The 18,861-nt window shown below is 71.7% G+C and carries 19 protein-coding genes and 2 pseudogenes; 13 read left to right on the top strand and 8 right to left on the bottom strand.

Annotated features, from left to right (window positions below):
* Positions 1 to 38 precede the first annotated feature (38 nt).
* The gene (locus G9272_RS39635; protein ID WP_171401038.1) at positions 39 to 404 is read right to left on the bottom strand and encodes a winged helix-turn-helix transcriptional regulator; all 366 of its coding nucleotides are present in this window, start codon (positions 402 to 404) and stop codon (positions 39 to 41) included.
* Between the two features lie 103 nt (positions 405 to 507).
* On the opposite strand from G9272_RS39635, the gene G9272_RS39630 reads away from it, so the two are divergent.
* Positions 508 to 1,353, top strand: coding sequence for an NAD(P)H-binding protein (locus G9272_RS39630; protein ID WP_171401037.1), 846 nt, complete (start codon positions 508 to 510; stop codon positions 1,351 to 1,353).
* Positions 1,354 to 1,355: 2 nt separating this feature from the next.
* Here the strand turns inward: G9272_RS39630 and G9272_RS39625 are convergent, their stop codons facing one another.
* Positions 1,356 to 1,934: a hypothetical protein gene (locus G9272_RS39625; protein WP_171401036.1), complete on the bottom strand. Its 579-nt coding sequence runs from the start codon at positions 1,932 to 1,934 to the stop codon at positions 1,356 to 1,358.
* Between the two features lie 134 nt (positions 1,935 to 2,068).
* On the opposite strand from G9272_RS39625, the gene G9272_RS39620 reads away from it, so the two are divergent.
* Together G9272_RS39620 and G9272_RS39615 are read left to right on the top strand one after the other, a co-directional pair.
* Positions 2,069 to 2,926 carry an AAA family ATPase gene (locus G9272_RS39620; RefSeq protein ID WP_171401035.1) on the top strand — a complete coding sequence of 286 codons (858 nt, stop codon included), beginning with the start codon at positions 2,069 to 2,071 and terminating at the stop codon, positions 2,924 to 2,926.
* The gene (locus G9272_RS39615) at positions 2,923 to 4,275 is read left to right on the top strand and encodes a vWA domain-containing protein (RefSeq protein ID WP_171401034.1); all 1,353 of its coding nucleotides are present in this window, start codon (positions 2,923 to 2,925) and stop codon (positions 4,273 to 4,275) included. The genes G9272_RS39620 and G9272_RS39615 overlap by 4 nt, the downstream gene beginning before the upstream one ends.
* Positions 4,276 to 4,315: 40 nt before the next feature.
* Here the strand turns inward: G9272_RS39615 and G9272_RS39610 are convergent, their stop codons facing one another.
* From G9272_RS39610 to G9272_RS39600, 3 genes are all read right to left on the bottom strand, one after another.
* Entirely contained in the window at positions 4,316 to 4,675 is a 360-nt protein-coding gene (locus G9272_RS39610; RefSeq protein WP_171401033.1) for a cupin domain-containing protein, read from the bottom strand.
* Between the two features lie 141 nt (positions 4,676 to 4,816).
* Positions 4,817 to 5,791, bottom strand: a complete 975-nt coding sequence (locus G9272_RS39605; RefSeq protein WP_171401032.1) for a threo-3-hydroxy-L-aspartate ammonia-lyase — start codon at positions 5,789 to 5,791, stop codon at positions 4,817 to 4,819.
* Positions 5,788 to 6,507, bottom strand: a complete 720-nt coding sequence (locus G9272_RS39600) for a helix-turn-helix transcriptional regulator (protein WP_171401031.1) — start codon at positions 6,505 to 6,507, stop codon at positions 5,788 to 5,790. Before G9272_RS39600 ends, G9272_RS39605 begins: the two co-directional genes overlap by 4 nt.
* Positions 6,508 to 6,682: 175 nt before the next feature.
* Here G9272_RS39600 and G9272_RS39595 point away from each other — a divergent pair, with 175 nt between their 5' ends.
* The gene (locus G9272_RS39595; RefSeq protein ID WP_171401030.1) at positions 6,683 to 7,501 is read left to right on the top strand and encodes an SAM-dependent methyltransferase; all 819 of its coding nucleotides are present in this window, start codon (positions 6,683 to 6,685) and stop codon (positions 7,499 to 7,501) included.
* Positions 7,502 to 7,512: 11 nt separating this feature from the next.
* On the opposite strand, the gene G9272_RS39590 is transcribed toward G9272_RS39595, so the two are convergent.
* A complete protein-coding gene (locus G9272_RS39590) occupies positions 7,513 to 8,436 on the bottom strand; it encodes a helix-turn-helix domain-containing protein (RefSeq protein WP_171401029.1) in 924 nt (307 codons plus the stop codon).
* A gap of 98 nt (positions 8,437 to 8,534) precedes the next feature.
* Positions 8,535 to 8,765 (bottom strand): DUF397 domain-containing protein, encoded by a 231-nt coding sequence (locus G9272_RS39585; protein ID WP_171401028.1) that lies wholly within the window; start codon positions 8,763 to 8,765, stop codon positions 8,535 to 8,537.
* A 129-nt stretch (positions 8,766 to 8,894) separates the two neighbouring features.
* On the opposite strand from G9272_RS39585, the gene G9272_RS39580 reads away from it, so the two are divergent.
* From G9272_RS39580 to G9272_RS39570, 3 genes are all read left to right on the top strand, one after another.
* On the top strand, positions 8,895 to 9,386 hold the full coding sequence (locus tag G9272_RS39580; protein WP_171401027.1) for an ATP-binding protein: 492 nt from the start codon (positions 8,895 to 8,897) through the stop codon (positions 9,384 to 9,386).
* Position 9,387: 1 nt separating this feature from the next.
* The gene (locus G9272_RS39575) at positions 9,388 to 9,876 is read left to right on the top strand and encodes a hypothetical protein (RefSeq protein WP_253268078.1); all 489 of its coding nucleotides are present in this window, start codon (positions 9,388 to 9,390) and stop codon (positions 9,874 to 9,876) included.
* A 76-nt stretch (positions 9,877 to 9,952) separates the two neighbouring features.
* Entirely contained in the window at positions 9,953 to 10,918 is a 966-nt protein-coding gene (locus G9272_RS39570; RefSeq protein ID WP_171401026.1) for a pirin family protein, read from the top strand.
* A 162-nt stretch (positions 10,919 to 11,080) separates the two neighbouring features.
* Here the strand turns inward: G9272_RS39570 and G9272_RS39565 are convergent.
* Positions 11,081 to 11,236: pseudogene (locus G9272_RS39565) on the bottom strand (STAS domain-containing protein); the annotation flags it as partial.
* Between the two features lie 509 nt (positions 11,237 to 11,745).
* Here G9272_RS39565 and G9272_RS39560 point away from each other — a divergent pair.
* The 6 genes and pseudogenes from G9272_RS39560 (at position 11,746) to G9272_RS39535 (ending at position 18,859) form a co-directional block, all read left to right on the top strand.
* Complete coding sequence (locus G9272_RS39560; protein WP_171401025.1) at positions 11,746 to 12,519, top strand: maleylpyruvate isomerase N-terminal domain-containing protein; 774 nt, start codon at positions 11,746 to 11,748, stop codon at positions 12,517 to 12,519.
* Between the two features lie 187 nt (positions 12,520 to 12,706).
* Positions 12,707 to 13,018 (top strand): annotated as a pseudogene (locus G9272_RS39555) (transposase); the annotation flags it as partial.
* Between the two features lie 325 nt (positions 13,019 to 13,343).
* Positions 13,344 to 14,369, top strand: coding sequence for a LacI family DNA-binding transcriptional regulator (locus G9272_RS39550; RefSeq protein ID WP_171402366.1), 1,026 nt, complete (start codon positions 13,344 to 13,346; stop codon positions 14,367 to 14,369).
* Between the two features lie 59 nt (positions 14,370 to 14,428).
* The gene (locus G9272_RS39545; RefSeq protein ID WP_171401024.1) at positions 14,429 to 16,027 is read left to right on the top strand and encodes an FAD-dependent oxidoreductase; all 1,599 of its coding nucleotides are present in this window, start codon (positions 14,429 to 14,431) and stop codon (positions 16,025 to 16,027) included.
* A 100-nt stretch (positions 16,028 to 16,127) separates the two neighbouring features.
* Entirely contained in the window at positions 16,128 to 18,257 is a 2,130-nt protein-coding gene (locus G9272_RS39540) for a hydantoinase/oxoprolinase family protein (protein ID WP_171401023.1), read from the top strand.
* Positions 18,254 to 18,859, top strand: a complete 606-nt coding sequence (locus G9272_RS39535) for a hypothetical protein (protein WP_171401022.1) — start codon at positions 18,254 to 18,256, stop codon at positions 18,857 to 18,859. Before G9272_RS39540 ends, G9272_RS39535 begins: the two co-directional genes overlap by 4 nt.
* Positions 18,860 to 18,861 lie beyond the last annotated feature (2 nt).

The raw sequence follows: 18,861 nt of genomic DNA, 5'->3' as shown, positions 1-18,861 counted from the left end.
GCCCCCGCCCGGAGTTCACAGGGCTCTACGGGCCGGCCTCATCCCCGCTGGTCGTACCCCTCCCGGGCCTGCGCCACCTTGGGCAGGTTTCCGGTGGCCCATTCGGCGAGGTGGGCGAAGAGCGGGGCCAGGCTGAGGCCGAGTTCGCTGATCTCGTACTCGACGCGCGGGGGCACCTCCGGGTGGTAGGTGCGCACCACCAGGCCGTCGCGCTCCAGCTGGCGCAGGCGCTGGGTCAGCACCTTGGGGGTGATGTTCGTGATCGCGCGTTCCAGCTCGCCGAACCGCTGACGGCCTCGGGCGTGCAGCGTCCACAGGATCGGTGTGGTCCAACGGCTGAAGACGATGTCCACCACGGGGGCGATGGGGCAGGCGAGTTCTGGATCGGTCGGGTCACCGGTCATGCGTACCCCTCGGGGAAGTCACTTTCCTCTGGGTACCTACTATACCGGCGGTGTTAGCGTCGTTCCGCAACGTCAACAACCCATCTCGAACAAGGAGTTACCCATGATCGTGGTGACGGGGGCGACCGGGAACGTCGGCCGTGAACTGGTCCGTTCTCTGGCGGCTGCGGGCGAGCGGGTGACCGCCACGTCCCGGCACATCTCGGAGACCGAAGTCCCGGACGGCGTACGGACCTTGCGGTCGGATCTCACCGACGCGGAGAGCCTGCGGCCGGTGCTCGACGGGGCCGAGGCGCTGTTCCTCCAGAACGGTGGCGCCGGCGCACATCTGCTCAGCCCGCGGGACCTCCTCGACGTGGCCAAGTCCGCCGGGGTCGGCCGGGTGGTGCTGCTGTCGTCCCAAGGGGTGGCGACCCGACCGGAGTCGCAGTCGCACGGCGCCCTGGCGGGTGCGATCGAGGACGCCGTCCGGGAGTCCGGCCTGGAGTGGACGATCCTGCGGCCGGGCGGCTTCCATTCCAACGCCTACGCCTGGGCGGAGCAGGTCCGCGCCCACCGCACCGTTGCGGCCCCCTTCGGTGATGTCGGTCTGCCCACTGTCGACCCGGCCGACATCGCGGAGATCGCCGCGGTGGCCCTGCGGCAGGAGGGACATCACGGCCGGGTCCACGAGTTGACCGGGCCCGCCCCCACGACACCCCGCGAGCGGGCGGAGGCCATCGGCAGGGCGATCGGGGAGCCGGTCCGGTTCGTCGAGCAGACACGGGAGGAGGCGCGCGAGCAGATGCTGGCGTTCATGCCGGCGCCGGTCGTCGAGACCACCCTGTCCATCCTCGGCGAACCGACGCCCGCCGAGCGGCTCGTCAGCCCCGACGTGGAACGCGTCCTGGGCCGCGCGCCGCGCACCTTCGAGGAGTGGGCACGGCGCAACGCGGCCGCGTTCCGGTGAGCTCAGCAGTAGGTCATCGGGCAGCCGTGCCGTAGCGAGTACTGGGCGGCGCGCAGGTAGAGCGCCGTATAGAACGCCGTGGCCAGGTCGTCGGCCCAGGGGCCCGGCCGGGTGGCAGCGGCCTTCTCCGCCTCGCCTTCCAGGAACCAGAAGGTCAGTTCGAGATTGCCGAAGGTCGCCGGTACCAGGTCCAGCGGCAGGCCGAGGGCCACGGCGAGCCGCTCGGCGAGCGCGAGGACGTGCGGCGCTCCGACGACCAGGGTCTCGTCCGTGTACGCGGAGCCGACGGGCAGCAGGACGCCTTCGTCCAGCGCGAACGGGACCAGCACCGACCAGTCGAGGAGGGTGTGCCGCTCCTCGGGGGTCAGCCGCGCCCGGCACAGCTCGTCGAAGCCGGCCATGGAGGGGCTGATCTTCTCCTCGAACCAGCCCGGCGCGTCCCGGACCGCCTCCGGCGGCCCGTACGGGGGCAGCCCGCGCCGCTCCAACTCCGTGTTCAGCGCGGCCGCGACGTCTCCGTACCCGTCCTCGCCGGGCTCCGACCAGTCCTGCGCGGTGACACTCACCAGATACACACCCATGATCGCAACGTACCGCCCGCCACCGACAACCCCTCCGGCCGCTGATGGCAACGGGTGACAACGGGGGTGAACAAGCGCTTAGATAGGTGATCGAACACTCGCCGAGACCGCGACCGATCCGCCCGGAGGCCCCGTTGTTCACATCCGTCGACGATGTCTCCGCCCGGCTCGCCGAGAGCGGCTACCTGGCCTCCCCCGCCGTCGCCACGACCGTCTTCCTCGCCGACCGGCTCGGCAAGCCGCTGCTCGTGGAGGGCCCCGCCGGCGTCGGCAAGACGGAACTCGCCAAGGCCGTGGCCGAGGTGGCGGGCGCCCGGCTGGTGCGGCTCCAGTGCTACGAGGGCGTCGACGAGTCCCGGGCGCTGTACGAGTGGAACCACGCCAAGCAACTGCTGCGCATCAGCGCGGGCCGTGACGAGACCTGGGACGAGACCCGCACGGACATCTTCAGCGAGGAGTTCCTCCTCCCCCGCCCGCTGCTGACCGCCATCCGCGGCGACGAACCGACCGTCCTGCTGATCGACGAGACCGACAAGGCCGATGTCGAGGTGGAGGGACTGCTCCTCGAGGTGCTCAGCGACTTCCAGGTCACCGTCCCGGAACTCGGCACGATCACCGCCACGCGCCGCCCCTTCGTCGTCCTCACCTCCAACGCGAGCCGTGAGCTGTCGGAGGCGCTGCGCCGCCGCTGCCTGTTCCTCCACATCGACTTCCCCGAGGAGGAGCTGGAGCGGCGGATCGTCCGGCTGAAGGTGCCCGGCATCGAAGCGGCGCTGGCCGAGTCGGTGGTCCGGGTGATCGGCGCGCTGCGCGCGATGGACCTGCGCAAGGCGCCCTCCGTCGCCGAGACCATCGACTGGGCGCGCACCCTGCTCGCGCTCGGCGCCACCACCCTCGACGCGAACGTCGTACGCGAAAGCCTGGGCGTGATCCTCAAGCACCAGGACGACATCCTCAAGGCCGGCGCGAAGCTCGACCTGGACGCCGTGTGAGCGCCGAGGTCGCCGACCGTCTGGTCGGCTTCGTCGCCGCGCTGCGCGCACACGGCCTGCGCGTCGGCACCGGCGAGACGGTGGACGCCGCCGAAGCGGCGGCGGCGCTGGGCTTCGCGGACCGCGGACTGCTCCGCGAGGGGCTGGCCGCGACGCTGCTGCACTCCACGGACCAGCGACGGGTGTTCGACACCGTCTTCGACCTGTACTTCCCGCACGGCGTCGGCGCGCCACAGGGCGAGCCCGGCGACCGTGACGACCTGCGTGACCGACTGGCCGCCGCACTCGCCGCCGGCGACGAGACGATGCTGGCCCGGTTGGCGATCGAGGCGGTCGACGGGCTGGGCGGGTACGGGAGTTCACCGGGCGCGGACGGCTGGTCGTCGTACCAGACACTGGAACGGCTGCGCCCGCAGACGCTGTTGGCGCGGGTACGGGACGACATCCGGGCCCGGGGCGGTGACGTCGGGTTCACCGACCGGCTCCTCGAGGACGAGATCCGGCGCCGCATCGAGGCCTTCCGCGCCCGGGTGGCCGGAGAGGCGCGGCGCCGGGTGGCGGAGCGGCGGGGGCGGGACGAGATCGCCCGGCGGGCGGTGGCACCGACCGCCGACCGGGTCGACTTCCTGTACGCCGGGAAGGACCGGCTGGCCGAACTGCGGCGGACCGTACAGCCGTTGGCCCGCAAGCTGGCGACCCGCATGGCCGCGCGCCGCCGCCGGGCCTCCCGGGGCACCATCGACCTGCGACGGACCCTGCGCGGCTCGCTCTCGACGGGCGGGGTTCCGATGCGCCCCGTGCTGCGCCGCCGGCGTCCGGCCCGTCCCGAACTGGTGCTGCTGTGCGATGTGTCGGGGTCGGTGTCCGGCTTCTCCGACTTCACGATGCTGCTGGTGCAGGCGCTGCACGACCAGTTCAGCAAGGTGCGGGTGTTCGCCTTCGTCAACCGGATCGACGAGGTGACCGGCCTGCTCGAACACGGCGCGGCCGACCCGGAGGGCCTCGGCGCCCGCATCCGGGCCGAGGCGAACCTGACGGGTTACCACGGCAGCAGCGACTACGGCGTGGCCCTGGGCGAGTTCGGGCAGCGGTACGGCGCGGCGGTCGGCCCTCGCACCACGGTTTTCGTGCTCGGCGACGCCCGGACGAACATGAGCGACCCGAACCTGGCCGCGCTCCGGCAGATCGCCGAACAGGCCCGCCACGTCCACTGGTTGAACCCGGAGCCCCGCTCCCTGTGGGGGACGGGCGACTCGGCCGCCCCGGAGTACGCCCAGTCGGTCGCGATGCACGAGTGCCGCAACGCTCACCAACTCGGCGCCCTGGTCGGCCGGTTGCTCCCGGTCTAGCCGTACGGCTGTATGGCCGTACAGCCGTACCCAGCCAGTCCTACTTCGCCTTCGCGTAGTCCTTGGCCATCGCCCCGGCGAAGTCGTACACCACGCACTGTTCGTCGCCCACGACCCACGCGTCATGGCCGGGCGGCACCACGAAGACGTCGCCGGGGCCCAGTTCGCCCTCGCCGCCCTCGTCCATGGTGACGTGCATGCGGCCCTGGACCACGTATCCGTTGTGGTGGATCTGGCAGGTGTCGGTGCCCGCGAGCGATGCGAGCGACTCGGACCAGCGCCATCCCGGTTCGAAGGTCGCCACCGCGAAGTCGAGCCCCGTCATATGGACCGCCTCCAGGTGGCCCCGGGGGAAATCGCGCCGCTCGTCCGGCTTCTCGAGCGCCTTCACTTCCATCATGACGCTCCTCCTTCCGGCCGCGCCTCACCACGGCCGGGGCCGGTCTCCCCGGCGGACCTGGGCGTCGCCGGTCGGGGCCGAGCCCCACCCCTCCATCCTCCGCCCGTCCCGCGGGGGCCGCCAATCGGTGGTACCGGCCCCTCAGGCGCCGCCGCACAGCTCGGCGAAGCGGGCGGTGTCGATGTTGCCGCCGGAGACGATCACGCCGACGCGCCGGGGCAGGGCGCCGGCCCGGCCGGCCAGGAGGGCGGCGAGCGGAGTGGCGCCGCTCGGCTCCACGACGATCTTCAGGCGTTCGAAGGCGAACCGCATGGCCGCGCGGATCTCGTCGTCGGAGACCAGGGCGATCTCGTCCACGAGCCGCCGGTTCACCGAGAAGGTCAGCTCCCCGGGTGTGTGCAGGGCCTGGCCGTCGGCGATGGTGCGCGGCACCGGGATCTCGACCCGCCGGCCCGCCTCCAGCGACCGTTTCGTGTCGTCCCCGGCCTCCGGTTCCACACCGACGATCCGGGTGCCCGGCCGCAGCCCCTTGACCGCGGTCGCGCTGCCGGCGATCAGTCCGCCGCCCCCGACCGGCACCAGCAGGGCGTCCAGCTCGCCCGCCTCCTCGAGGAGTTCGAGAGCGGCCGTGCCCTGGCCCGCCATGACGTGCGGGTGCTCATAGGGCGGGATCAGCGCCAGGCCCCGGTCGGTGGCCAGCGCCTCGGCGATGGCCACCCGGTCGCCGGTGTAGCGGTCGTAGGTCACGATCTCGGCGCCGTAACCCTCCGTCGCCGCCCGCTTGGAGCGGGGCGCGTCCTCGGGCATGACGATCACCGCGGTGGTGCCGAGTTCCCGCGCGGCCAGGGCGACGGCCTGGGCGTGGTTGCCGGAGGAGTACGCGGCGATGCCCCGGGCGAGCTGCTCGGGGGCCAGCCGGGAGGCCGCGTTGTAGGCGCCGCGGAACTTGAACGCGCCGACGCGCTGGAAGTTCTCGCACTTCAGCAGGACCTCGGCGCCGACCAGCGCGTCCAGGGTGCGGGAGCGGAGCACGGGCGTGCGGTGCGCCACGCCCTTGAGCCGGGCGGCCGCGTCGCGCACGTCGTCCAGGGTGATCGGCGGGGGTGTGGTCGTCACGGGTGTGCTCCCTCGGGGTTGTCGGCGGCGCCTTCGGTGGTGTCGGTGCCGTCGGCTCCGGTCTCGTCTGTGGCTCTGGCCTGGGAGAGGTAGCTGTAGGCGGAGGCGCGGGAGATGCCGAGGCGGGCGGCGACCTGCTCGATCGCGCGGCGCACGGCGAACACGCCGCGTTCGTCCAGGCCACGGAACAGCGTGAGGCGCCGCGACCGGTCGAGGCCGGCCCAGGTCTGGCCCTGGCGCCGCAGACGGTCGTCGAGGAGGGCGTCGACGACGGAGTCGATGTCGTCGCCGAACGTGGTCACCGGCGCCTCGGCCCGGCCGCCCGCCGCCCCCGCGAGCGCGGCCAGCAGGCCCTGCACCCGATCCACCTCGGTGACGTCCACATTGACGCACAGCGCGCCGAACACCGCGCCCGTGGAGTCGCGCAGCACCATCGTGGACGACTTCACCAGCCGTCCGGCGCCGGTGCGGGTGACGTAGTTCAGCTCGTCGTCTGCGTCGTCGCCGCGGGCGAGGACCCGCATGCCGATCTCGCTCATCGCCCCGCCGACCGTCCGCCCCGTCACCGATCCGGCCACGGCGACCACGGACTTCTCGGGTCTGCGGTAGTCGTGCAGCACCACCTCGCACACCGGCCCGATCGTCGCCGCGATCCCGTCGACGACGGGGGTGAGCGCACGCAGGATCACGTCCTGCTCGGTCTCCCGGGATTCCATGACATCGATTAGACCACGCGTCCAGGTGCTGGACCAGCAGTCCAGAATCGAGCACGCCGCGTCAACACCTTCAGGGGAACCGTCGATCAAGGGGGTGGTGCCGCCAATTGCCGTTTCCCTAGGATGTGTTGTCGACCGCGCCAGTCCGTGGCACGGCGGCGTTCTGGGGGAAGAGATGCAGCCTGGCAAGCAGCTGTCCACGTCGATCGATGCGGCCGTCCCCACAGCCGCGCGCATGTACGACCACTATCTGGGCGGCAAGGACAACTACGCGGCCGACCGCGCGGCCTGCGAGGAACTCGACAAGGTCGTCCCGAGCACCCGCGCCCTCGCGCTGAACAACCGGCGCTTCCTCCAGCGGGTCGTGAAGACCCTGACGCAGGAGTTCGGGATCCGGCAGTTCCTGGACCACGGCTCCGGCCTGCCCACCCAGGACAACGTGCACCAGGTCGCCCAGCGCGTCGACCCGACCGCACACGTCGTCTACGTCGACAACGACCCCATGGTGCTCGTGCACGGGCGGGCCCTGCTGGAGCAGGACGAGCGGACCACCGTCATCCACGCCGACATGCGGGAGACCGAGGCGATCTTCACGCACGAGGACACCCGGCGGCTGATCGACTTCTCGCAGCCGGTGGCCGTGCTGTTCAACTCGGTCTTCCACTGCATCCCCGACAGCGACACCGACGGTCCGCAGGCGGTGGTCCGCCGGGTGACCGAACGCCTCGCGCCCGGCAGCTTCCTGGTGATGTGTCAGCTGGTCAGCGAGGACCCGAAGGTCAGGGAGTTCGTCACCGACTTCATGGACAAGGCCACACAGGGCCACTGGGGCCGGGTGCGCCAGGAGAAGGACGTCGCCTCGTTCTTCGAGGGCACGGACATCCTCGACCCGGGACTGGTGGAGGTCTCCACCTGGCGGCCCGACACCGAGGTCGCGCCCCGCCAGCTCACCCAGGAGTGGATCGAGTTCGGCGGTGTGGCCCGCCTGAGCTGAGCCGCCTCACCTCACGGAGCGGCGGCATAGCGCCGCTCCGCCGTCTCCTTCAGCAGCGCCATGGACGCACGCGGATCGAGGGCCTCGTCCGCGAGCCGGTCCAGCGCGACCCGGTACTCCTCCGTCTCGTCCCGGTCCTCCAGGAAGGTCGCGCTCCTGATCTGCTCCAGATAGACGACGTCGGGCAGATCGACGCCGCCGAACCGCAGATAGGTGACCGGTATGGCCGGCGCGGAGGCATGCGTGACGTCCAACGGCACGACCTGGACCGTGACATGGGGCAGCCCGGCCAGCTCCACGAGGTGGGCGAGCTGCTCGCGCATCACCTCTCGGCCGCCCAGCACCCGCAGCAGCACCGACTCGTCGAGGACCGCCCACACCCGCGGGGCGTCCGGTCGCCGCAGCAGTTCGGTGCGCCGCGTCCGCAGCTCGACCCGGCGCTCGACCTCCCGGGACGTGGCCGAGGGCAGCCCCCGCTCCACGACGGCGCGTGCGTACGCGGGCGTCTGCAACAGACCCGGCACGTACTGGATCTCGAAGGTACGGATCGCGGTGGCCGCCTCCTGGAGACCGACCAACCGGTCGAACCACTCGGGCATCAGCCGCTTGTCGTAGCGCTGCCACCAGCCCGGCTCACCCGCCTGCCGCAGCAACCGGAGCAGTACGGAAGCCTCGTGGTCCTCGGTCTCGTACAGCGACAGGAGCGCGCGGACGTCCGCCTCGACGGGCGGCCTGCGGCCCTTGCCCGCCTCGATGCGCGACAGCTTCGCCGGACTGAACCCGACGGCCCGCGCGGCCTGGTCCTGGGAGAGGCCGGCGTCCTCCCGGATACCCGCCAACTGGACGCCGACCAGCATTTTCAGCAAGGTCGGGGCGGGCTCGGCCCGGTTCAGATACGGTTCGAGGCGGGACACTCGAGGCGACTCGACGGACATCCTGACTCCCCGTGGACCGGCAGACGACAGACCGCAGTATCGCATCCGAAGCCCTCCGACCGCACGCGGCAGGGGAATTGAGCCTTCACACAGCCCCCTCAGGCCAGGTGGTCGAACTCCCCGTCCTTCGCCCCGGCCACGAACGCTGCCACCTCGGCCGGCGTGTACACCAGCGCCGGGCCGTCGGGGTCACGGGAGTTGCGCAGCGCGACGCCTCCCCCGTCCAGGGCCGCGACCTCCACACAGTTGCCCTCGGCGTTGCTGTGGCTGCTCTTGATCCAGCGGACGCCCAGCGAGCTCGCCCGTACTCCGTTCGACACTGACGACACTGCATTCTCCTCGCTAGTACGCGCAATTTCTCGTGAAATTGCACGAGGACCTCGTCAGCGTGGATAATAGCCATGTCGTCAACCGCACTTCCAACCCGACGTCCTGACGCCGCCTCAGGGAGATGCCCCGTGTCATCACCTGCGCAGTTCCGGAGCCACGAGTCCGTCGCCGTCCGCGACTCCCCCAGAACCGCCGCCCTGTACCTCACGGGCAGCAGGGAGGGATTCACCCAGGCACGGGAGTTCACCCAGCGCACCCTCGACTGCTGGTCCCTGGAGCACTGCACCGACGACGCGGTCACCGTCGTCACGGAACTGGCCGCCAACGCCGTCCTGCACGCGCTCCCGCAGACCTCGACGGACGAGTTCCACGTACGACTCCGGCTCACGCTGCGCCGCGCGCACCTGGTGTGCGCGGTCACCGACCCGAGCGACAGCCTGCCCGTCCACTCGCGCACCGCGGACGCCCTCCTGGAACACGGCCGCGGACTGCACATCATCGAGGCCCTCTCCGAACACTGGGGCTGGACCCGGCGCTCTCCCGTGGGCAAGACCGTCTGGGCGATGCTGCCGACCCGCTCCCGTCCTGCCCCCGACCCCGACCCGATATTTGACACCTGACATGACTGCGACGAAGAGACCCGCACCGCTCAAGGACCTGGGACACGTGCCGTGGCCCGAGATCAAGGACTCCACAGGCTCCGCGGCGGGCATCCCCTTCCTGCTCACCACGCTCGCCCGCGGCGACGCCGACAGCGCCGGCTCCGCACTCGGCCAACTGCGCCGCCGGATCTGCCAGTTCGGCTTTGTCGTCGATGAGGCGACGGCGGCCACGGTGCCCTTCCTCTGGGAACTCGCCCGGCTCCCCCAGGTCACCTGCCGCGCGGAGATCCTGCGCCTGCTGAAGAGCATCGCCGAAACCCGGCAGTGGGAGACCACCGCCGCCGCCTACCCCAAGCTGCTGCACCACCCCGACAATTACGTGGCGTGGGAACGCGCGGCCCGGCACGCCGTCCACGCCCAGCGCGACGTCCTGCCTCAACTGCTCGCCGAGCGGGACACCGACATAGTGCGGGCCACCACGGAACTCGCCGCGACACTGGCCGACTGAACCCCCACCGGGGGCCACGCCCCACCCGGCGCCGCTCCTTCTGCGCACCGCCGCACCCGACCGCTAGGTTGACCGCATGAGCAACCTAGACCGCGCGCCCGTACCGAGCCTGTGCGGCGGCCGTGGATTCGTCGTCGCCGAACCCGTCCGTGAACTGCTGAGCCCCCGGCATGTGAAGCTCGGCGGGTCGACCGAGGTGCGCCGACTGCTGCCGAACCTCGGCCGACGCATGATCGGCGCCTGGGCCTTCGTCGACCACTACGGCCCCGACGACATCGCCGACGAGCCCGGTATGCAGGTCCCGCCGCATCCGCACATGGGGCTACAGACCGTCAGCTGGCTGCACGAGGGTGAGGTGCTGCACCGCGACTCGACCGGCAGCCTCCAGACCATCCGGCCCAGGGAACTCGGGCTGATGACCTCGGGGCGGGCGATCAGCCACTCCGAGGAGAGCCCTCGGTCGCACGCCCGGTATCTGCACGGCGCCCAGCTGTGGGTCGCCCTGCCGGACGCCCACCGGCACACCGACCCCCACTTCGAGCACCACGCCGACCTGCCCACGGTCACCGCCCCCGGCCTCACCGCCACCGTGCTCCTCGGCGCCCTCGACGGCTCCACCTCCCCCGGGACGACGTACACCCCCCTCGTCGGCGCCGACCTGTCACTCGCCCGGGGCGCCGACGTCCGGCTGCCGCTGGTCTCCGACTTCGAGTACGGCGTGCTGTCGATGTCCGGCGAGGCGCATGTGGACGGGGTGCCCGTGCTGCCGGGCTCGATGCTCTACCTCGGCTGCGGCCGCACCGAACTGCCCCTGCGGGCCGAGTCCGACGCGGCCCTGATGCTCCTCGGCGGCGAGCCGTTCGAGGAGGAGCTCGTCATCTGGTGGAACTTCGTCGGGCGCTCCCAGGAAGAGATCACCCAGGCCCGCGAGGACTGGACGAAGGGCACCCGCTTCGGCGAGGTGCACGGCTACGACGGGGCTCCGCTGCGCGCGCCGGAACTGCCGCCCACGCCGCTGAAACCACGGGGTAGGGTTCGCTGACCTGGGGAAAGTCGGGCTTCCGGCCCTGGGAGCTCGAGAGCATCTCACCGCCTGTCCTTCAACGATGATCTCTGGTGGCACGGGTCCTCGGATGCTGCCGCTCGGGCACCTCCGAGGCGCTTCGCGCAGGTCGCACTCGGGTAGGCGGCCGATGTCAGGACGTGTAGCGTCCCACGAGTCGAGGCCGCTCAAGTCCAGTACAAGATCGCCCAGTCCGTCGTCCACAGCTGCGCTCAGAGCGGTGCGGGCATCTGCGGCACTCCGCACATCGAGACGACCGAAAACGGCCACTGCGTGAACATCGCCGGTGATCGACAGCCCTGCCCCTGCTACGAGCGCTGCGGGGCGTTCGCCTCCGTGTCCAGTTGCGTCCGTGCCTCGCACGGGCGCGGCCTCGTCCCTGAGCGCGGCAAGTTCGGCGCCGCCGTTCTCGGGAGCGGCTCGACCGCTGGGCAGCGGCTGCTCCTGGGCCATCCACTCCCTCAGCTCGGTCAAGCCTTCAGCATCACTCGGCGTCGACAGTTGTGTATCGACTGCACGCGCCGGCGCCGCCGGGCCGCACACACCACTCAGGCCGCCGACATCGGCCAGGGGTGCGGATTGCTGGGAGTGACTTCGTAGGTCGAGCAGCGAGTTGGTAGCGGGCCTGGTGGCTGCGCTGGTGCTCTTGGCCCAGATGGTGGGTCCAGTAGCGGTCGAAGTCGCCGTTGGCGAGCAGTGCGCGGACTTTCAGGACGGCTTCGGCGCCGGCGCTCCGCCCGGCCGTCGACGCGTTCGTCCGACAAATTCGCTACCCGTCGGCCGGAGCACCGTGATACATAACCGCCGTGCAAAAAATCTTGGAGTTCCCCGAGGTCCTGCGGCTGATCGAAGACCGCTCGGCCGCGTTCCGCGCTGCGATCGCGTCCGCCCCCGACCTTGACGTCCAGGTCCCGACCTGCCCGGACTGGACGCTGCGCGAACTGGCGCAGCACCTCGGTGACGGCCGCCGCCGCCAGGCCGCCATCGTCGCGGCGGGCCCGGGCGCTGAGCCCCCGGCGAGGACGGACCCGAAAGGCGCCCCGACCGCGCCCCGCGACCACGAAGCCCTGGACGCCTGGCTCGCCGAGTCGACCGAGCTCATGCTCGACGCGATGCGCGAGGCCGGCCCGGACCGCGGCTGCTGGACCTGGTGGGGCCGCTCGCAGGCCCCGGAGACCAGCGGAGCCGTGGCCCGGCACCAGATCCAGGAGATCGCCGTCCACACCTACGACGCCCAGCTCATCCAGGGCACCGCACAGCCGCTGCCGACGGACGTCGCGGTCGAGGGCGTCGACGAGTTCCTGACGACCGTCTCGGCGACGACCGTCCCCTGGCCGTTCAAGCCGGCAACCATCGACCTGCACACGACCGAGGGCCGCTCCTGGCGCCTGACCCTCAACGCCGACGGCGTCCGCTGCGACGACCTCGCCGCCGACGCGGAGCCGGGCGACATGGCGATGCGAGGCGCAGCGAGCGAACTGGTCCTCTACTTCTACGAGCGCGTCCCGCTCGACGGACTGGAGACCACCGGCGACACCGAGCCGATGGAGCAGCTCGCAGACTGGGACCCGAACGCGTAGAACGCGCACTTGTGACACATCTGTCGGTGGTGCGCGCGCTCCTGCGGGCGCCACTGGGCCCGGGGTTGCGGACATCGCGCGGCTGCGGACAGGCTGCGGTCCTGCTGTTCAAGGGCGAAAGGCGCACCTGCGGGCGGCGCCGCTGCACTGGGGGACACTGCGCGGCGCCGGTGCTGCGCAGTTCAAGGGCGAAGGGCTCTCGCCCGTCCTGACGCCCGGTCAGCGGGCCGACTGCACCCAGTTCGAGGCTGTCATGGAACGGATCCGGGTGCCCCGCCTGGCCACCGGGCGGCCTCGCACGACGCCCGACAGCGTCAGGGCCGACAAGGTCTACAGCAACCGCCGCACCCGCGCCTACCTGCGTGGACGCGGGATCCGGCACGTCATCCCGAACAAGCTGAAACAGTTCCGCGCGGTCGCGACCAGATACGACAAACGCGCCTACGTCTACCTCGGCACCGTCACCGCCACAGCACTCGTCATCCGGCTCCGCTCATGAGGAGGACTGGCCGAAGGGCACCCGCTTCGGCCAGGTGCACGGCTACGACCTGCCTGTTTCGCGGGGATGACTTCTGGCGGCGCGAACACTCGGATGCCGCCGCTCAGGGATTCGCCCCTCACGGAAACTTCCGTCCCGACTCTTGACCCGCTGGGCGGGGAAGTACACAGTCTCTCGTTAATGCGCATTACGTAATACGCATTAACGGCCTCGTCGATGGAGCCGGACCCTGTCCTGGAGGAGAGAGAGCACTGTGGATCACAGGAAGCGGCCCGGGCGGGCGCCCGCTCCGGCCGGGCGTACGTCACGGCCCCGCCAGGCCGAGGTGGCTCGGCTCGCGGGAGTGTCCCAGGCGACCGTGTCCCTGGTGCTCTCCCCGAAGCCCGACGCCAAGGGGCGCATCATCTCCGAGGAGACGCGCCGGCGGGTCTTGGAGGCGGCCCGCAGCCTCGGCTACGTGCCCGACCCGGCCGCCCGACGCCTGGCCGCCGCCCGCAACAACCTCCTCGGCGTCTTCAGTTTCACCGCCACGTTCCCCACCGATGTGCAGCACTCGTACTACCCCTTCCTGGTCGGCGTGGAGTGCGAGGCGGCGGCGCTCGGCTACGACCTGGTGCTGTTCACCGGGTCGAGCACCGGCGGCGCGGGGGCCGCGGGTCCCGACGCTCTCGGCCGGGTCCGGCTCGCCGACGGCTGTCTCTTCCTCGGTCGGCACACACCCCGGGCGGAGCTCAAGCGGCTGGTCGAGGACGGCTTCCCGGTAGTGCACCTGGGCCGCCGCGAGGAGTTGGAGGGCGTGGCATGGGTGGGCGCGGACTATGTCGAAGCCACGCGTGACGTCGTGGGTCATCTGACCGGGTCGGGGCATCGGCGGATCGTCCTGGTCCGCGAGGACGACGACGCGCCGGCCTCGACGGACCGTCAGCGCGGCTTCCTGGAAGGGCTGGAAGCAGCAGGTCTGCCCTCCGGGCCGACGACCGTCTTCCGGTCCGCGGATCCGCAGCGGGAGCTCACGCCCGAACGGCTGCGGGCCTGGGTCGACGAAGGGGTGACGGCCTTCGTCGCGGAAGAGACCGACACCGGGGCGGCCTGGCGAGGGCTGCTCTCCGCCGTGCGCGAGGCGGGCCTCGACTGCCCCGGAGAGGTGTCTCTCGCCCTGCTCGGCAGCCCGCCCGCCGACCTGGCGGGCGAACCCGAACCAACCGGCTTCGACATCCCCCGGCCGCAGTTGGGCGCAGCGGCCGTACGTCTGCTGGCCGCGCTCGTCACCGGCGAGGAGGCGCGAGAACCACTCGTCAGCTGTGCCTTCCGCCCGGGCCTGACGGCCGGACCGCCGCGTGCCCGATCCTGAGCACGCTCCCCACAGACCCCCACACCCCGAAGGAACCCGAACCAGCAGCTAGGAGAAGCGTGATACCCGAAGCCGACATCCTCGTCGTGGGCGGCGGTCTGGGTGGCGTGGCCGCCGCACTCGCCGCCTGCCGGGCAGGCCGCAGCGTCGTGCTCACCGAGGAGACGGACTGGATCGGCGGCCAGCTCACCAGCCAGGCCGTACCGCCCGACGAGCATCCGTGGGTCGAGCGGTTCGGCACGACCGCCTCGTACCGGCGGCTGCGCGAGGAGATCCGGAGGTACTACCGCCACTGGTACCCGCTGCGGGCCGAGGCCTCGGCGCTCACCGACCTCAACCCGGGAGCGGGCCGCGTCAGCAAGCTCTGCCACGAGCCGAGGGTCGCCCTCGCCGTCCTGGAGGGCATGCTCGCGCCCCACCGGGCAGCGGGACGGCTGACCGTGCTCACCGAGCACCGGCCGATCTCCGCCGAGTCCGACAACGATGTCGTACGGTCGGTGACCCTGCGGGACCTGCGGGACGGAACACGTCGCACCCTCACCGCGCGTTACGTCCTGGACGCCACCGAGACGGGCGAACTCCTCCACCTCGCAGGCGTCGAGCACGCGAACGGGGCCGAGGCACGCGCCGAGTTCGACGAGCCGCACGCCCCGCAAGAGGCTCAGCCCCTCAACCAGCAGGGCATCACGGTCTGCTTCGCGCTCTCCCACCACGAGGGCGAGGACCACACCATCGACCGCCCGCGGGACTACGACTTCTGGCGCGCCTACCAGCCCTCGTTCTGGCCGGGCCCGCTGCTCGGCTTCGAGGCGCCCGACCCGCGCACGCTGGAACCGGTGCCGCGCACCTTCGTACCGAATCCGGATCTCGACCCGCTCAGCGTCTCCGCCGACCAGAGCGCCGACGCCGGCGACAAGGAACTGTGGGGCTTTCGCCGCATCCTCGCCCGCAAGCTCCACTCCCCCGGCGCCTTCGACTCCGACATCACACTCGTCAACTGGCCGCTCAACGACTACTGGCTCAAGCCGTACATCGGCCAGGAGGCCGAAGCGCTGCGCGAGGCGCGGCAGTTGTCGCTGTCACTGCTGTACTGGCTGCACACCGAGGCACCACGCCCGGACGGCGGCACCGGCTTCCCGGGCCTGCGGATCCGCCCGGACGTGACCGGCACGGCGGACGGCCTGGCCAAGGCTGCCTACGTCCGCGAGTCCCGCCGGATCAAGGCCGTCACCACGGTCACCGAGCACGACGTGGCGATCGACCTGGTCGGCCCGTACGGCGGCACCCGGCACCGGGACTCCGTCGGCGTGGGCGGGTACCGCATCGACCTGCATCCCTCGACCGGCGGCGACAACTACATCGACATCGGCTCGGTGCCCTTCGAGATCCCCCTCGGGGCGCTGGTGCCGCGGCGGGTCCGCAACCTGCTGCCCGCCGGCAAGAACATCGGCACCACGCACATCACCAACGGCTGCTACCGGCTCCACCCCGTGGAGTGGAACGTCGGCGAGGTCGCCGGTGCCCTGGCCGCCCACTGCGTCGCCGAGGACGTCGAGCCGCACCAGGTGCAGGCCGAGGACAAGCGGTTCGAGGAGTTCGCGCGGCTGCTCGACCGCGACGGAGTGCAACGCCACTGGCCGGACGTACGCGGCTACTGAACGACCCGTATGCGGACGGGAGTTCCGGGCGGGGCGGCTCCACCCGCCCCGCCCGGTGACCGCCCGCGCGAACCGATCCAGCACAAGGAGGTGCCCGGACATGAACACACCCCGTATCCGCGTCGGCATCGACGTGGGCGGAACCTTCACCGACGCCGTGGCCGTGGACGCCACGACCCTCGAACTCCTGGGGCAGGTCAAGGTCCCCACCAGCCATCATCACGAGGACGGCGTCGCGCACGGCATCGTCGAGGCGCTCGACCGGCTCCTGGAGCAGACCGGCTGCGCCCCGGCCGACGTCGCCTTCCTGGCGCACGGCACGACCCAGGCTACCAACGCCCTCCTGGAGGGCGACGTGGCGACCGTCGGACTGATCGGCATCGGGACGGGCCCCGCAGCGGTGCTCACCCGCCGCCTCGCCTCGTTCGGAAGGCTCGAACTCGCCCCCGGCAAAAGGCTTCCGCTGGCCTACGCGCATGTCGCCGACCCTCAGGACACGTCAGCCGTCCGTCGCGCCGTCGAACAGCTGAGGGATGAAGGCGCTCAAGTCCTCGTCGCCAGCCAGCCGTTCAGCGTCGACCGCCCCGAGGGCGAGCAGGCTGTCCTGGACGCGGCACGGCCGTACGGGCTGCCGATGACCGCCGCGCACGAGATCACCTCGCTGTACGGGCTGCACAAGCGCACCCGCACCGCCGTGGTCAACGCGGCGATCCTGCCCCGCATGCTGGCCACCGCCGACCTCGTCGATGCCTCCATCACCAAGGCGGGCGTGACCGCGCCCCTGATGGTGATGCGCTGCGACGGCGGTGTGATGGCTCTCGACGAGATGCGCCGCCGACCGCTCCTGACGGTCCTGTCCGGACCGGCTGCCGGAGTCGCGGGCGCTCTGATGCGGGAGCGGGTGAGCGAGGGCGTGTTCCTGGAGACCGGAGGCACTTCGACCGACATCAGCGTCGTACGCCGCGGCAAGGTCGCCGTCCGGCACGCCACCATCCTCGGCAAGACCTCGTATCTGAGCGCCCTCGACGTGCGCACGGTCGGCGTCGGCGGCGGCTCCATGGTGCGGATCGGCGAAGGCCGGGTGACGGGCGTGGGACCGCGCAGCGCCCACATCGCGGGACTTCCGTACGCCTGCTTCGCCTCCCCCGACCGGCTGCGGGACGCCAAGGTCGACACCGTCCGGCCCATGGACGGCGACCCCGCCGACTACGCCGTGCTCGACGCGGCGGGCGGGCGATTCGCCGTCACGATGACCTGTGCCGCCAATGCCCTCGGCCGTGTCCCCGAGGGCGACTTCGCACACTGCGCCCCCGAGAGCGCGCGCGCCGCGATCGCGCCGCTGGCCGCCCTGTTCGGCACCGACGTCGCCACCGCGGCCCTTCAGATCCTCGACGCGGGCGTCGACCGGGTGAAGACGGTGGTGGACGCCATGATCCGCGACTACCGCCTCGACAAGGACACGGCAGTCCTCGTCGGCGGAGGCGGCGGCGCCGCATCCGTCACCCCGCACCTCGCTCGCACCAGCGGCATGGAGGGCCGGATCGCCCGCCACAACGAGGTCATCAGCCCCATCGGCGTCGCCCTCGCGCTCGTACGCGAACAGGTCGAGCGGATCGTGCCCGGCGCCACGCAGGAACAGATCCTCGCCGTCCGGGCCGAGGCGGAGCGGGCGGTCGTCGCCCAGGGCGCCGCCGCCGAAGGCGTCGAGGTCGAAGTCACCGTCGACCCGCAGACCAACACCGTGCGCGCGGTCGCGACCGGCGCCACCGAACTGCGCACCCAGGACCGGTCCCACCGCGCCGACGACACCGAGCGACTCCGTGCCGCGGCGGCCAGTCTGAAAACCGACCCTACGGCGGTCCACGTCCTGGCGGGCACCGCCGCCCACACCGTCTACGGCACGGAGACGCGCCGTCGCCTGCGGCCGACCCGCCGGCCCGTACGGATCGTCGACGCGGACGGCGTCGTACGCCACCACGCCGCCGACGCCCGCGTGGAGACCACCACCGTGGCCGGCGCCCCGGAGGTACTCGCCCGGCTGGTGGGCGAGTCCACCTCGTACGGCGACGGCGGGGTGCGCGCTCCCGCCCTGCGGCTGCTGCTCGGCTCCCGCATCGCCGACCTGTCCGGCGTCCTCGATCCCCAGCCTCTGCTCGCGCTGGCCCGCAGCGAGTTGCGGGCCCGCGCGGCAGACGAGCCGGTGGTCGCGGTCCTGGAGGTGCGGCCATGACGTCCGCGGCCGATGAACTCGTGTCCCAGCACGGGGGATTGTGGGATCCGGCGTCCGTCGACGATGTCGAATGGGCCGTCCGGCTGCTGGCCGCCACGCCCACCCACGAGGGCCGCGATCCGCGGCTGCTGCGCCAATGGGCCCGTAGGGCCGACGAGTTCGGATCCCGGCTCGCCCCCGTCCCGTCCACCGCGCGCGTGGTCGAGCGGGACGACGGTCTGGAGCGGATGCTGCTCGCCCGCTACACGTCACGGCCCCCGACGGTCGAGCTCTACACCGACACGCTCGCCCTCGCCGAGGAGTTGGTCGACGCCCGCGGCTGGCGTGCCTGGTACCCGCCGGGCTCGGTACGCGCGGCCGCGCTCGCCCACGAGGCCGTGCACGCCCACCTCCACCACGGCCCGGCGAAGGCCGGGCTCAAGCAGGCACTCGATCACACCGTGCTGCGCCTCGGACGCCACCGGGTGGCCGGCCATGTCGCCGGTGCCGAAGAGGTCGCCGCCCACGCCTACGCCAGAACCGTCTGCGGGCTCGGCCGCAGCCCCCTGCTCCTCACCGCCGCGCTTCGCACAGCGCTCACCCGGCCCGGAAGAGAGAACTGACC

The sequence above is a fragment of the Streptomyces asoensis genome (assembly GCF_013085465.1).
Classification (GTDB): domain Bacteria; phylum Actinomycetota; class Actinomycetes; order Streptomycetales; family Streptomycetaceae; genus Streptomyces; species Streptomyces cacaoi_A.
The sequence above is the reverse complement of the archived record's forward strand: the minus strand, read 5'-3'. Positions and strand labels throughout refer to the sequence as shown.

What these genes read in the sequence shown, in the direction of transcription:
- G9272_RS39630 (WP_171401037.1), top strand. Translation starts at nt 508, where the DNA reads ATGATCGTGGTGACGGGGGCGACCGGGAACGTCGGCCGTGAACTGGTC.
- G9272_RS39595 (WP_171401030.1), top strand. Translation starts at nt 6,683, where the DNA reads ATGCAGCCTGGCAAGCAGCTGTCCACGTCGATCGATGCGGCCGTCCCC.
- G9272_RS39635 (WP_171401038.1), bottom strand. Translation starts at nt 404, where the DNA reads ATGACCGGTGACCCGACCGATCCAGAACTCGCCTGCCCCATCGCCCCC.
- G9272_RS39570 (WP_171401026.1), top strand. Translation starts at nt 9,953, where the DNA reads ATGAGCAACCTAGACCGCGCGCCCGTACCGAGCCTGTGCGGCGGCCGT.
- G9272_RS39610 (WP_171401033.1), bottom strand. Translation starts at nt 4,675, where the DNA reads ATGATGGAAGTGAAGGCGCTCGAGAAGCCGGACGAGCGGCGCGATTTC.
- G9272_RS39600 (WP_171401031.1), bottom strand. Translation starts at nt 6,507, where the DNA reads ATGGAATCCCGGGAGACCGAGCAGGACGTGATCCTGCGTGCGCTCACC.
- G9272_RS39535 (WP_171401022.1), top strand. Translation starts at nt 18,254, where the DNA reads ATGACGTCCGCGGCCGATGAACTCGTGTCCCAGCACGGGGGATTGTGG.
- G9272_RS39540 (WP_171401023.1), top strand. Translation starts at nt 16,128, where the DNA reads ATGAACACACCCCGTATCCGCGTCGGCATCGACGTGGGCGGAACCTTC.
- G9272_RS39575 (WP_253268078.1), top strand. Translation starts at nt 9,388, where the DNA reads ATGACTGCGACGAAGAGACCCGCACCGCTCAAGGACCTGGGACACGTG.
- G9272_RS39625 (WP_171401036.1), bottom strand. Translation starts at nt 1,934, where the DNA reads ATGGGTGTGTATCTGGTGAGTGTCACCGCGCAGGACTGGTCGGAGCCC.
- G9272_RS39590 (WP_171401029.1), bottom strand. Translation starts at nt 8,436, where the DNA reads ATGTCCGTCGAGTCGCCTCGAGTGTCCCGCCTCGAACCGTATCTGAAC.